The organism is Candidatus Woesearchaeota archaeon, assembly GCA_030651375.1.
Lineage (GTDB): Archaea > Nanobdellota > Nanobdellia > Woesearchaeales > UBA12501 > JAUSFM01.
The window spans coordinates 80,213-92,490 of record JAUSFM010000016.1 but is presented as its reverse complement, the minus strand read 5'-3'; the positions used below and the strand labels follow the sequence as shown (position 1 = coordinate 92,490).

Sequence of the window (12,278 nt, the reverse complement as noted above, 5' to 3'; positions counted from 1 at the left end):
ATGCTTCTGTGTTCACTGGTTATTTAAATATCTTAACATAACCTTTATTAAGCCGCCATTTGCCCCTAGGGACATGAACAGTTGGGATCCGGTCTGGGAAGATATCTACGCATCGCGTGAGTGGGGAAAATACCCTCCTGAAGAGCTTATCCGGTTCATTGCACGGACTTTTTATGCAATACCTGACCACAAGGATATCAGAATCCTTGACCTTGGCTGTGGCAGTGGCGCGGCAACATGGTATGTTGCGCGGGAAGGTTTTTCTGCCTTTGGCATCGACGGTTCGCCCAGTGCCATCTCTCGGGCCCGGGAACGTTTTAACCAGGATGGGCTTTCAGGCACTTTTACCGTGGGAGATATGGTCGCCTTACCCTATCCATCTGGTTTTTTCGACGCAGTGATTGATATCTGCGCCATTCAACACAACACGCTCAACCATGCTCACTCTATTCTTCAAGAAGTCCTGCGCGTGCTCAAACCGGGCGGTAAACTATTCAGCATGCTTATCAACACACAGAGCCGGTTTGTAGAAACTACTAACCCCTTCGATGGCAAGGGTGTTCTGCATCTGTATACCCGCGAGGATATCAACCACCTGTTTGCACCCCTCAAAAAATTGACACTAGACACCAGCACCTACACTGATCTTGGCAATAGTGTTTCTCACTATATCATCAAAGCAGAAAAAAAACAATAGAAAAAGAAAGTAAGAAAAAAAACAGAATAAAAAGACAAAAATAAACTTAGTGCCTCATCGTCTTTCCCGTCACGAGGTCAGTAAACACCGGATCATTTGTGCCAGTTGACTTGTAGAATCTGCCTACTCGCCTGACTGGGTCTTTTACCTGATTTCCACCCAGTGTTCTGCGTGCATACATGTTCTGGCGCGGTCTGTCCTCTTGTTTCTGGGTAACCGATGTGCCATAATGCAGGCCTCGTTGCGCGCGTGCTCGCATGCGGAATGGCTGTTTTATGGGTGGCGAGCCTGTTTGCTTCGCATGCCATGTGCTACTCGATCCTTCTACTCGAGTTTTTCCGTCAATAGGAACAACATTCTTTTCGCTCCGGTAATTTCCCTGTGTCACTTGATAATACTTTCCTTTAGTCAGTACCGAGCTATCTTTTTGGTAGCTTCCAATAACACGAGATGGTTCTCGTGCTGCGATTGCCAAACCTGCCATCAGGAGCAGCATCGTTACCATACTTACACTCAAGATTATTAATCGTTTATTCATGTTCACACCCCTCCGTTTAGCTTATGAATAATATCAGTAAAACCAGAAGAACGCTTCTCGTATATAAATATTGTGAAACAATTTACTTTATTTTAACAACTTCCAATTCATAATGAATTTCAGAACTGGGCAGCAGATAACAGAAGAATCGTTGGTACAGCATGGGCGCAAAGTTTATCAGCCGGTCAAGCGGCCAGGAAAACCAGGCGCTTTTCATAAACCCTTTTGATGAAAAAAAGAAAATTCTTCGCTGCTTTGTGCTGAACACTGCTTTTGAATAAAAGCCGTTTTCATTGAAATACTCAAATGTGCGGTAGGCAAAAAAGCGGGTGTGCGTCGGGTCATTGTACGCGCCCTGTCCGGCAAAATACGGGCAGATGACTTTTATCGTGCCGCAGGGCTTGGTAATGCGGTGGAGCTCTTCCATAGTCGCAATCAGGTTGCGTGTGTGCTCAAGCACGTGGCGGCAGTACACCTCATCAAATTCATTGTTCTTGAACGGGTAGGGAAACTGGTCAAAGTCAAAGTGCACGTCCACACCCAGCAGTTTCGCAATGTCTGCATTGGTCCAACCCTGTTTGACATCTTTGCCGCAGCCGAAGTTAAGTTTTTTTGTGTTCATATTGTTCATCATTTTGTCCGCGCTGTTCTTCCTCATCTTCTGCAAGATCATATATAATAAACGCATGATCCTCATATATTTTCGCGCGTGCAAACCGCACCATAACCTTGTCTATAAATTCTTTTCCTTTTGGGTCGAGTGGAATGTCACAGCTGAACGCCGAATTGGAAGATTTGGTTGGGAACACATAACTTTTATAGATAACCACAAATCGACTGGTGTCCTTTATTTTTTCCGGATCAGTCAGGTACAGCAGTCGCGCCCGCTGAATAAGGCCATCTGAAATGCGTGAACGGTAGCCGCTCATTATCTTTTTGTTGAACACCGTCTGCCCCATCATGTTCCGTACGCTGATGAGTTCTGGCTTTATTACGGCCGTCTTATTTACCCACCACGGGATAGGCAGATTCATCACCACGTCATCTGGCGTTCCCCGTTGGGCAAGTATCTTGTATGCATCGTTGCGCTTCTCAGAAAACAACTCCTTGTCCGAGGGCACCACTGCTGTGGTGATGTCTGCGGCAATAATAAAAAAAAGCAACATGATTCCGGCGGCAAAGCTCTTGCGGTCAGTATTCTTTCGGAGGAACTCAACGAGCGGTACGCACCCATACCCTGCAAGAATGCTGGTGATAAGAACCACTACAAAGACTGTTTTGGTAAAATCAAACGAGTTAAGGAGGGGAAGCTGGCGTAAAAAATACGCTGGCATCAACAGATTTTCAGCGTAGATCTGCTTTCCTACTTTTATTCCCTGATCACCAAGGTTCAGCACAAAAAAAATCAGGAGTGAAGAGAGCCAGAGCACTGCCTCACCTTTTTTCTTTTTGAACAGGAGAAGACTGCCTGCAAGGCCTAAGATAATTGTGGTTACACCAATCACCGTTTTCGTATGGACTCCTGTTGCTATCAGATGGGCCGAGGTGCGCACACTATACATAGAAAGGTCCTGGCCTGGATTTGTTGTTGCAATATATTCTCCTCGAGCAATAATCATCGATATCACAATTGGGCTCACCAGCGCGGTGAATAGCAGTGCGCCAAGGCCAAGGCATGCCGCCAGCTTTTTTGTTGCTTTCTTCGTTACCAGGAGCCATGCTGTATATATCAACGAGAACAGTACCATAACAAATGCAAATGGAATGCTCGTGTAAAAGGTCAGCGCCAAAAACAACCCCATCAGCAGCGCATTTTTTTTGGTCGGCTCTTCAGTTGTCTTGAACAAAAACAGCAGAAACAGCGGCACAAACTCGATGCTCGCCCAGATGAGCGAACTATTAATCTTGTAGATATGCCATGGGCCGAATGCGTAGATATAACCCCCAAAAAACGCCGCGTATCTATTTTTCAGCAGGTACACCAGCAAAAGATACATTGTGAACGCCCCAAAAACACAGGTCAAGAAGGCAATCAGGTTAAACGCTGTAACATAATCTGTTGCCTCACCAATTACCATGCCGATAATTGAGTTAAAAAATGTCATATCCGTGAACGCCATGTTGATGCCAGTTGGATAAAACAAAGCATCGGTGTACAGCGGATTTTTTCCTTCGGTAAACACTTTTTTCATCCACCAGAAATTCCACATAAACGACAGATTATCCTGTGGATTGACGCCAAGCGGTTCCTCAAGCTTGAGGATAAGTGGATACGTTGCAATGCTGGCAATGAGCAGATAGAGAAAAAAAATCTTCAGGTTCGTATGCGTTTTCATGTGTCACCTAACTGCTTTTTCTACACAGGTACGGGCTCGGAATGAGTTGTACCATCCGATAGTACGTTCCGGTCATAGCTTGGGCTACCACCACTGCAAATTTCTTGTACTGCAGAGTTTCACGTTCTGCTGATTCTTTTACCACATCAAACGATTCCCAGCCAGAAATATTTTTGAGTGCGGCACGGTAAAATGAAAGAACTTCTTCATCAGAAATTTGCACGTTGGGCATCGCGTTCATCATTTTCTCGGCAAGTATTTTTTCCCGAAACAGCAGGTCAACGTCAGACGGTGAGACTTCATTAATTGCAAGAAGCTTTTTCCACGCATCCAGCGTTCTTCCTGCACGGTGCTGCTCTTCAAGTATGCGCTGCCTGATTTCCTGCGGCGTGGCACTCAAACTATACTTTTCACCAATCATGGCGAAAATTTTGCGCGGAAGGAAAACTTTTTCCATATATTGGAGCCGGTCAAAGTTCCAATACCGTTCTAATTCATACACTTTATCAAATTCATTTTTTGTAACGTAGGAGCGTGCTTGATCATACGGCGGTTCACTATTTCCAATGGTCGCAATCGCAATCGTTGTCTGCCGTATGGGAAGTATCCGTGCAGCACTCACAAAAAGACTAATGATTCCAACTATGCCAATAACAAAAACAAGAAACAGGAGGTGGTTAATCCAGTGTTTTTTCATACACGTCACATATTTTTAGCAGTGTTTTTTCGGGTGCGAGGTTGGCGTCATAATAACTGCGCGCGTTTCGCCCCAACACAGCCAACTGCTTCCTATTTTTCAATGTTGTGATTGCTGCTGCTAATTCTTCAGCAGCATGGTCAGGTGAAACCAGATACCCAGTGACTCCATCAACGACATAATCTGCATTGCCGCCAACCGCTGTTGCAATGACTGGTTTGCCGTGGTAATACGCTTCGAGAAGTACGCGGCTGAACGGCTCGGGCCAGAGCGATGGAATGGCCACTGCATCAATTTCTGCATATACTTTTTGAGTATCTTCGGGAGAGAGCGGCCCCTTAAAGATAATATTCTCATCGTGCCTGGCAAGAGCCTGCAGCACTATTTCATACCTGCCGCTGCCAACAAACACCATGCGCACGTCTTGTTTTTTCGCTTTCAAAATCGCATATGCCTTGAGCAGTGCTGCAACACCTTTCATTTTTTCGAGGCTGCCAATATATCCGATGGTGAGTGGTTGTTCTTTTTGTTTTTCTGTTTTTTTTATTTCTTTTTCCTTTTTTGTGTGTGCGTGCAGAGGCAGGGGGATGGTGAAATTAGGCAGTATCTGCCCGTTCATGCCGTATCGCTTGAGGATGCCGGCAGCGTACTCGCTGAACACAATTTTTTTCCCCACGTTTCGCAGGTGTTCTCGTTGTTTGACATACGACCGGTAATTCCAAAACCAAAACAGCGGATTATACCTCAAAAACCACGGCAGCAGGACGCGGCCGACCGAACTCGAGCAGGTGATACATCCAACATACTTTCCGGGTGAGCAGCCCGTGCATACTGTTTTTTCCTTGTAAAAAAGATTTGCCTTTGGGCACAGCGCATTGTAGCTGTTGATGGTGGCAACGGTTTTTTTGTTTGCCTCGCCAAGGCCAACAATGCTGGTGTTGTTAAGAAAATGAATGACCTCAAAGTGTTCCTGCCCATCGATTTTCTTGATATGCTTTTTGGCCGATGCTCCAAATACCAGCCTCCGCTTGATGTTGCCGAGCATGGTGCGCGGATTGCCGGTTTCGAGGAGGCGCAGCACACGAATGCCGTTTTCATTCTTTTCACTCGCTTCATTATTTTTTCCCGGCGCTGCGCTGGTCAGCACGGTTACCTGCATGCCCTGCAGAGACAATCCTCGGGCAAGCATCTGCGCGCCGATTTCTCCGCCACCATAAATTACAGGAGGATAATATTCAGTGACTAGCAGTACTTTTTTTGCATTTTTCATGCGCCAACCACTTCCTGATAGACTTTTTCAACCTGTGCGGCGATGCGTTTCCAATCATACTCCTGTGCCAGTGCACGCGCTTCTTTTACTTTTGCCGCATACTTTTTTTCATCAGTTAGCAGAACCGCTATTTTTTCGGTAAGGTCTGCCGTATTTTTCTGCTCGAACAGCAGGCCGCCTTTTCCATTTTTTGTTACTTCCTTGAACACGTCAATGTCTGAACACACATACGGCGTGCCGTGCGCCATGGCCTCAATGAGCACCATGCCAAACCCTTCGAGAATGCTTGGATTGCAGAGCAGGTGGCTGGTGCCAATTATTTTTTGCACCTCTTTTTGCTCCTTTACAAAACCACGAAATGAGACATTTTCCAAGCCGAGCTGGCGTGCTTTTTGTTTCAGCGACGCCTCTTCAGGTCCGGTGCCGACGATGATGCAGCGCACGTTTTTCAGTTTTTTATGTTGTTTCAATAGTGCGAGTGCCTCAAGCAGATCATCGACACGCTTCTGCGGCGTGAGCCGGCCGACAAAACAAATGGTCGGCTGTTTTTGTTTTGGCGCAGGTGTTTTTTCTGCACTAATCACCACTCCATTCGGAATAATTGTTATCGGGCTTTGCGTGTGCTGTTCCAGCTTTTTTTTCGTGTACGCGCTCACTGAAACAATCCGATCCCATGCTTTTTTCAGGACGGCACGTTCCCACATACTTCCCAGACTGCCGGTGAGAATTCCTTTGTTTTTTATCCACGCACCCAGCCACACTTCATGGTACGTCGCAATACTTTTTGCGCCGATTTTTTTTGCTGCGGAATACGCTGGAAGATAACAAACAAAATTGTATCCATCAATCACGTCAAACTTTTTTTCTTTTCCAAATCGACATGCTGCAGCATACGCTGCTTGCGCAAAGCGGAGCCGTGATATGACTGCACCTACGTTCGTATACGGGTGGTGTGGGCCGACGTGATGCACCGCGATTTCCTGAATCGTTTCCTGCCGCGGCATGCCGACGCGCCACGAAGTAATAACCGTGACATCATGCTTTTTTGCAAGAGCTTTCGCGACGTGAAATGCTCTCGCTTCCACGCCACCAGTTGCAGTGCCGTCTGCCGTGCTGAAATACTCCGTGATGATGCAAATGTTCATGCCGTTCCCTCGTCTATGCCCCTCATTTTTGCGTATGCGGGAGATATATAAATCTTTGTTGGTTCTGCGTCTTTAACCGATGGGCATATTTAAATACCTCTTGTTCTTTTTCTGTGCCATGGCATGGTACTATCTGCTGGGGCTGATTACTCTCTTTTTTTCGATGATTGTCCAAGTGATTATTCCGCCAATTCCTGCAGAGCTTCTGGTCATCAGCGCAGGGAAAATCTATGGTGTTTTGCTGGCGACCCTTGTTGGCGGTACCGGGCTGTTCATCGGTTCAGTGGTGGCATATTACATCGGCTTTTATCTGCATGGGCGTTTTTCCCGTTTTTTCGAGAAGAAAAAAGTCAAGCATATCATGCACCGGCTCCAGCACTACGAGACTGCCATCTTATGGATTCGCGTGCTTCCGAATAATCCATCTGACATCATCTGCTACGCTGCCGGCATGATGCAATTTCACAAAAAAAAGTTTTTGCCGATTACGTTTATTACCTCCTACATCAGGTGCTTTCTTCTTGCGTATCTTGGCGCGTCGCTTCATGGGCTTCAGAGTTTCTTTGCGATTGTTGGCATTTTAATTCTGTCAGGTATTGTGACGTATGTGGTAGTGTATAAGAAAAAGAAATAATCCTTGCTCTTTTTTACTTGTTGTTCACTTTTTCTTTTGCAGCGTCAATTCCCGCACTATCTTCGTCACGTTCTGGTCCATCGTATCAATCTTGACGTAGATGCGGAACAGCAGGTAAAACAGAAGAATAATACTCCCTGCCAGAATAACGTCAATGGGGCGTTGCAGTGTGGTAAACCGCGTCAAAAATCCAAGCCGGTCACGGAAGAGAATCAGTGCAACCACCATGCCCCAGATACTAGTCCAGACAAAAAATTCTTTGAAGCCGATGCCGCCTTCCTTGAAGCGCAGCACAGCCCTGCTCCAGGCGAACAGCACGAAAAACAAAATTGCAATGCTCAACGGGTCGAGTATCATAGGTTCACCGAATTATCGCATCATTCTTCGCAGAATGAGCTTTGTTGCAATCTTGAAACTGTTGAACACGCTCTGCCCTTTTCTGCGCGCGTACTCTGAATACTGTATCGTGACCGGCACTTCAGTGAAGGGGATGTTTTTTTTGCAAATCTCGTCGATAATCTCTGACGCGTGCTCCATACGGTCTTGGCGAATTTGAATCTGCTGCGCTGCTTTTCTCGAGAGGGCGCGAAAGCCGTTGTGCGTGTCCGAGAGTTTCTTGCCTGAAAAAAGCCAGGTAAACAGAATGCCTCCCTTGAGAACGGCGCGCTTGAGGGGTGGAACATCTGATTTTTTCCCAAGAAAGCGGGAGCCGAGAACAGCGTCGACTTCGCCTTTTTTTATCGGCGCAATAAGCTGCTTGATTTCTTTCGGATTGTGCTGGCCATCGGCATCGAACGTCACGATGATGTCTGCTCCCTGTGCGAGTGCATAATCAATTCCTGTTTTTAGCGCAGCGCCTTGTCCGCGGTTGATGAAGTGAGTGAGCAGGTGAATACTTGATGTGTGCTGTGCTTTTTCTGCAACTGCTTCTTTGGTTGCATCGCTGCTGCCATCATCGACCACCACTACATTTTGGTAGCCCTCGCTGACTAGGCCATCAACTACCCGAACAATGCTTTTTTCTTCGTTGTACGCGGCGATGACGATGAACGTGTTCATTCCTGTTTTCATTCCTGTTTCAAGTGCCTGCTCATTTATATTTTTATGCGTGCCTTTATATATTGAGAAAACAAACTTTTTATACCCCCTACAAATCGGATGCACTGCATGAAAAAACGTGTGTTCATCAGCGGGGTAGCAGGATTTTTGGGCAGCCATCTTGCTGATGCTTTCTTAAAACAGGGCCATGAAGTCATTGGCTGCGACAACCTGCTTGGTGGGTATCTGGACAATGTTCCGGCGGAAGTTGAGTTCTACCAGTACGACTGCAATTTTTTCAATTCCATGGTGAAAATCACCAAAAATGTTGACGTGGTGTACCACTGCGCCGCAACCGCGTACGAAGGATTGAGCGTGTTTAGCCCGTACTTTGTCACGAAAAATATTTACCAGTGCAGCGCCTCAATGATTGGCGCTGCAGTGGCCAACGGCGTCAAGCGCTTTGTCATGTGCTCGAGCATGGCGCGCTACGGCACCCAAGACCGCATTCCGTTTACCGAGGACATGACGCCGAAGCCGCAGGATCCCTACGGCATTAGCAAGTATGCGTCTGAACTCCTCCTGCGCAACCTTGCCGAAACGCACGGCATGGAATATACTATTGCCGTGCCGCACAACATCATCGGCGCGCGCCAGAAATACGACGACCCCTACCGAAATGTTGCCTCTATTTTTGCTAACATGATGCTCCAAGGCAGGCAGCCGATTATCTACGGGGACGGCGAACAAATGCGCTGTTTCAGCTTTGTGCAGGACTGCATCCAGTGCCTTGAAAAAATGGCATTTGAAAAAAATGTAGTGGGCGAAGTTATCAACATTGGCCCGGACGAGCAGCCGATTACCGTGAACCAGCTCGCGCAGATTATTGCTGACCTCCTTGACTTCAAGCTCAACATCCAGCATGTTCCTGACCGGCCGCAGGAAGTCAAGTTGGCAACCTGCAGTGCCGCCAAGGCGCGAAAATTGCTTGGCTACCAGACCAAATACGAACTCAAGCAGGGCCTTGCTGAAATGATTGCGTGGATTAAACAGCGCGGCCCGAAAAAATTCAAGTACCACATCGACCTCGAAATTATCAACGACAAAACACCAAAAACATGGACTGACAAAATGTTTTAATTGTTTTTTTAATTGTTTTAAAACTGTTTTAACAAATCATGGTGACGCATGACTGACGATTCACATCCCCAATCCGCAGCACCTGAAGCAGACCTTCGCCAGGCCATTTCATTCATCCAAAAAAACCGCGTGTGGATTATTCTCGGCATTATTCTTCTTTTTGGATTGTATGTTCGCGTGTATCATCTTTCGTATCCTGTTGTGGGCTATCACAACTGGAAAGAAACGCACTACTTGACCGAAGCGCGTAACTTTGCCAAACATGGTTTCCTTTACGAAGGCCTGTTCGTGCCGCACTGGGATTATCCCAGCATTAACGACCCTGCATCAGGCGTGCATGGAGATACACTTCCGACCGGGCCGATTGTTACTGGGTTTTTGTTCATGCTCTTCGGCCCCTCGCTTGCTCTGGCTCGGCTCGTCAGCATCTTTTTCGTGCTCGGCGCCGTGGTGTTTGGATTTTTAATTGTGCAAAAATTGTTCCGCCGGACCGACCTCGCGTTGGCAACTGCAGCATTGCTTGCGCTGAATCCACTCCTTGTTTTTTTCGGCAGAACCGGCGCAGATATAATCAATCCAGGCTTCTTCTTCATCCTCGTTGGCGTGTATTACTACCTCTGCTGGATTGAGAAACCATCATGGAAAAATCTTGTTGTGTTTTCTCTCAGCGTGACGCTGGGCGTCATGAGCAAATATCCCAATGCACTCATCGGCATTCCGATGGCGGCAGTGTTTCCCTGGCACCGGCTCATGAAGAAAGAAGAATTTAAAAAATATTGGAAACAGTTGGTTGTTTTTGCGATCATTTTTTCCATGCTTTTTATCTGGGTTGGCTACACCAACTCGTACACAGAAAAGCTCGGTACGCTTAACGTCGGCAAACAGGTTCGCCTCATTAATTTCAGCGTGCTGTTTACCAGCGAATTCTGGGCAACGATGAAAGCGTTTGCTGCGGACAACTACACGCTCGGCGGCGTGGCTGTTGCACTGCTCAGTTCCCTGCTCTTCTTGTTCCTGTATACAAAAAAAAGCAGGCGCATATCGGCAGAACTCAACGACAGTTTTGCCGGCCGATTTATCGTATCGTATATCCTCGGCGCTGTTGTCTGGTTTGCCGTCATGTCCTTTAAGCTCAAGGGGCACAGCTACCACCAATATCCACTGGTATTCTTGTTTGCCGTCCTCGTTGCATTTGGTGTGGTATTTGCAGCGTCGAGTATTGCAAAGCTGCTCACTTTTATGGGCGTCAAGAATGCACACTGGCTCACCGCAGTGCGCGTTGCACTGCTGGTTGCTTTTGTCGTTATGTACTTTTTTGCTGCAAAGCCGGCATGGGAACGTCAGTTCAACACACAATTTGTCGGTCTCGACCTCGCTGGCGATTACATCCGGACGCATTCCGTTCCCAATGAAACTATTTTCCATCCCAGCCACCAGAGCTATGGCGTGCTGTGGCATGCTGACCGCACGGGCTATTACATGACTAAAAACGTCACCCAGTTTAAGGAAGTCGAAGAGAAGCGAAATGGCCAGTGGGTGTTCCTGTACCAGTGGGGCATGAAATATATGCAGGAAAAAGACATCTGGGAGTATCTCCAGCAGCACTACCATGTTGCGCAATTTGCGTATGTGCCGACGGGCAACGGCATTGCGCCCGTCTATCTTCTGCTCAAGCGCGGCGGCACGTTCAATGAAAGCTCGCTTAACGAAGCAGTTGCCCATTCGCAGCAGAATTTCGTCGACTATGAGTTCACCGGTGGCAACACCCAACGCCTGATGTACGCGAATGTGGCGAGTTGAACAACCTTTAATAACTCCCTCTCTTCTTTATTCATCATGGACCATACAAAATTAATCAAAGGTGCCTTGTTCACCAGTATCTCTGTTTTGTTAGTATGGCTTCTCTTTCACTCCATCAACATCAGTGACCTTGCTGATGCGTTCTCCCGCGTCACGCTCATCGGGGTTGCGCTGGGGTTTGTGTTGTATGCATTGGGCTATCTGATTCGAGCGGTTCGGTTTTATTATCTCCTCGACAAAAAGCTTGGATTACGCGTGCTGTTTTTCGTCGTATGCATTCACAACATGATTAACTCACTGCTCCCTGCACGACTCGGAGAACTCTCCTATGTGTATCTCGTCAAGAAAAAAAACATTCCATTAGCCCAGAGCACCGCCGGGCTTGTGCTGACCAGAATTTTTGACCTCATTGCGCTCATCATTCTGTTTCTTGTCGCGCTGTTCATGGCGCGTGCAACACTGCCAGTATTTTTCAAAAATCTGATTCCAGTAGTATGGGTGGTGCTCGGGGTGCTCATTGTCGGCAGTATCACTCTCATTCTCTGCGAGCCATGGCTCCGGCGGTTTGCTGATTCACGTTTACAAATTCTTCGCATGCTCCATTCATTTGTTCACTCATTTCGCCGCGAGCACACCTGCTCGAAGATTATCATGCTTTCGCTGTCAAGCATCGTGCTCTGGATTTCCCAATTTCTGATGATTTATTTTATCTTCTGGCACATGCTGCCAGTCAGCGGCTGGTACATTCTGATTGGCTCTCTGTTTCCGATTTTATCGACGGTGTTGCCGGTGCAGGGCATTGCTGGCTTTGGCTCGATTGAAGCTGCGTGGGCGCTCGCGTTTGTCATGCTCGGGCTTTCAAAAGAAGTTGCCATTGCCACTGGCTTTGTGTTTCACTTTGTGATTATTGGATATTTTCTTGTGTGGGGATTTGTTGGCTGGCTTGGTTGGCGCCGAGAACAACATTAATAAATCCTGCCCAC

13 protein-coding genes are annotated in these 12,278 nt (G+C 47.2%); 5 read left to right on the top strand and 8 right to left on the bottom strand.

Annotated elements, in window-relative coordinates:
* Positions 1-73: 73 nt before the first annotated feature.
* Complete coding sequence (locus Q7R76_06490) at positions 74-697, top strand: class I SAM-dependent methyltransferase (GenBank protein ID MDO8643195.1); 624 nt, start codon at positions 74-76, stop codon at positions 695-697.
* A gap of 46 nt (positions 698-743) precedes the next feature.
* Here the strand turns inward: Q7R76_06490 and Q7R76_06485 are convergent, their stop codons facing one another.
* The 6 genes from Q7R76_06485 to Q7R76_06460 form a co-directional block, all read right to left on the bottom strand.
* Complete coding sequence (locus Q7R76_06485) at positions 744-1,202, bottom strand: hypothetical protein (protein ID MDO8643194.1); 459 nt, start codon at positions 1,200-1,202, stop codon at positions 744-746.
* 115 nt (positions 1,203-1,317) lie between these two features.
* A complete protein-coding gene (locus tag Q7R76_06480) occupies positions 1,318-1,857 on the bottom strand; it encodes a methyltransferase domain-containing protein (GenBank protein MDO8643193.1) in 540 nt (179 codons plus the stop codon).
* Positions 1,838-3,571 (bottom strand): hypothetical protein, encoded by a 1,734-nt coding sequence (locus tag Q7R76_06475; GenBank protein MDO8643192.1) that lies wholly within the window; start codon positions 3,569-3,571, stop codon positions 1,838-1,840. Before Q7R76_06475 ends, Q7R76_06480 begins: the two co-directional genes overlap by 20 nt.
* 7 nt (positions 3,572-3,578) lie before the next feature.
* Positions 3,579-4,268: a hypothetical protein gene (locus tag Q7R76_06470; GenBank protein ID MDO8643191.1), complete on the bottom strand. Its 690-nt coding sequence runs from the start codon at positions 4,266-4,268 to the stop codon at positions 3,579-3,581.
* Positions 4,249-5,538: a glycosyltransferase family 4 protein gene (locus Q7R76_06465; GenBank protein ID MDO8643190.1), complete on the bottom strand. Its 1,290-nt coding sequence runs from the start codon at positions 5,536-5,538 to the stop codon at positions 4,249-4,251. The genes Q7R76_06470 and Q7R76_06465 overlap by 20 nt, the downstream gene beginning before the upstream one ends.
* The gene (locus tag Q7R76_06460) at positions 5,535-6,683 is read right to left on the bottom strand and encodes a glycosyltransferase family 4 protein (GenBank protein MDO8643189.1); all 1,149 of its coding nucleotides are present in this window, start codon (positions 6,681-6,683) and stop codon (positions 5,535-5,537) included. Before Q7R76_06460 ends, Q7R76_06465 begins: the two co-directional genes overlap by 4 nt.
* Positions 6,684-6,801: 118 nt before the next feature.
* Here Q7R76_06460 and Q7R76_06455 point away from each other — a divergent pair, with 118 nt between their 5' ends.
* A complete protein-coding gene (locus Q7R76_06455; GenBank protein ID MDO8643188.1) occupies positions 6,802-7,317 on the top strand; it encodes a VTT domain-containing protein in 516 nt (171 codons plus the stop codon).
* 24 nt (positions 7,318-7,341) lie between these two features.
* On the opposite strand, the gene Q7R76_06450 is transcribed toward Q7R76_06455, so the two are convergent.
* The gene (locus tag Q7R76_06450) at positions 7,342-7,674 is read right to left on the bottom strand and encodes a DUF2304 family protein (protein ID MDO8643187.1); all 333 of its coding nucleotides are present in this window, start codon (positions 7,672-7,674) and stop codon (positions 7,342-7,344) included.
* A gap of 12 nt (positions 7,675-7,686) precedes the next feature.
* On the bottom strand, positions 7,687-8,388 hold the full coding sequence (locus tag Q7R76_06445; GenBank protein MDO8643186.1) for a glycosyltransferase family 2 protein: 702 nt from the start codon (positions 8,386-8,388) through the stop codon (positions 7,687-7,689).
* A 96-nt stretch (positions 8,389-8,484) separates the two neighbouring features.
* On the opposite strand from Q7R76_06445, the gene Q7R76_06440 reads away from it, so the two are divergent.
* From Q7R76_06440 to Q7R76_06430, 3 genes are read left to right on the top strand one after another with little or no spacing between them, the layout of a single operon-like run.
* Positions 8,485-9,495 (top strand): NAD-dependent epimerase/dehydratase family protein, encoded by a 1,011-nt coding sequence (locus Q7R76_06440; GenBank protein ID MDO8643185.1) that lies wholly within the window; start codon positions 8,485-8,487, stop codon positions 9,493-9,495.
* A 48-nt stretch (positions 9,496-9,543) separates the two neighbouring features.
* Positions 9,544-11,295, top strand: a complete 1,752-nt coding sequence (locus tag Q7R76_06435) for a glycosyltransferase family 39 protein (GenBank protein MDO8643184.1) — start codon at positions 9,544-9,546, stop codon at positions 11,293-11,295.
* A gap of 36 nt (positions 11,296-11,331) precedes the next feature.
* Positions 11,332-12,264 carry a lysylphosphatidylglycerol synthase transmembrane domain-containing protein gene (locus Q7R76_06430; protein ID MDO8643183.1) on the top strand — a complete coding sequence of 311 codons (933 nt, stop codon included), beginning with the start codon at positions 11,332-11,334 and terminating at the stop codon, positions 12,262-12,264.
* Positions 12,265-12,278 lie beyond the last annotated feature (14 nt).

Coding starts and splice junctions, on each gene's coding strand:
- Q7R76_06465 (MDO8643190.1), bottom strand. CDS start 5,538: ATGAAAAATGCAAAAAAAGTACTGCTAGTCACTGAATATTATCCTCCT.
- Q7R76_06430 (MDO8643183.1), top strand. CDS start 11,332: ATGGACCATACAAAATTAATCAAAGGTGCCTTGTTCACCAGTATCTCT.
- Q7R76_06485 (MDO8643194.1), bottom strand. CDS start 1,202: ATGGTAACGATGCTGCTCCTGATGGCAGGTTTGGCAATCGCAGCACGA.
- Q7R76_06450 (MDO8643187.1), bottom strand. CDS start 7,674: ATGATACTCGACCCGTTGAGCATTGCAATTTTGTTTTTCGTGCTGTTC.
- Q7R76_06475 (MDO8643192.1), bottom strand. CDS start 3,571: ATGAAAACGCATACGAACCTGAAGATTTTTTTTCTCTATCTGCTCATT.
- Q7R76_06435 (MDO8643184.1), top strand. CDS start 9,544: ATGACTGACGATTCACATCCCCAATCCGCAGCACCTGAAGCAGACCTT.
- Q7R76_06455 (MDO8643188.1), top strand. CDS start 6,802: ATGGCATGGTACTATCTGCTGGGGCTGATTACTCTCTTTTTTTCGATG.
- Q7R76_06460 (MDO8643189.1), bottom strand. CDS start 6,683: ATGAACATTTGCATCATCACGGAGTATTTCAGCACGGCAGACGGCACT.
- Q7R76_06440 (MDO8643185.1), top strand. CDS start 8,485: ATGAAAAAACGTGTGTTCATCAGCGGGGTAGCAGGATTTTTGGGCAGC.
- Q7R76_06445 (MDO8643186.1), bottom strand. CDS start 8,388: ATGAAAACAGGAATGAACACGTTCATCGTCATCGCCGCGTACAACGAA.
- Q7R76_06490 (MDO8643195.1), top strand. CDS start 74: ATGAACAGTTGGGATCCGGTCTGGGAAGATATCTACGCATCGCGTGAG.
- Q7R76_06470 (MDO8643191.1), bottom strand. CDS start 4,268: ATGAAAAAACACTGGATTAACCACCTCCTGTTTCTTGTTTTTGTTATT.
- Q7R76_06480 (MDO8643193.1), bottom strand. CDS start 1,857: ATGAACACAAAAAAACTTAACTTCGGCTGCGGCAAAGATGTCAAACAG.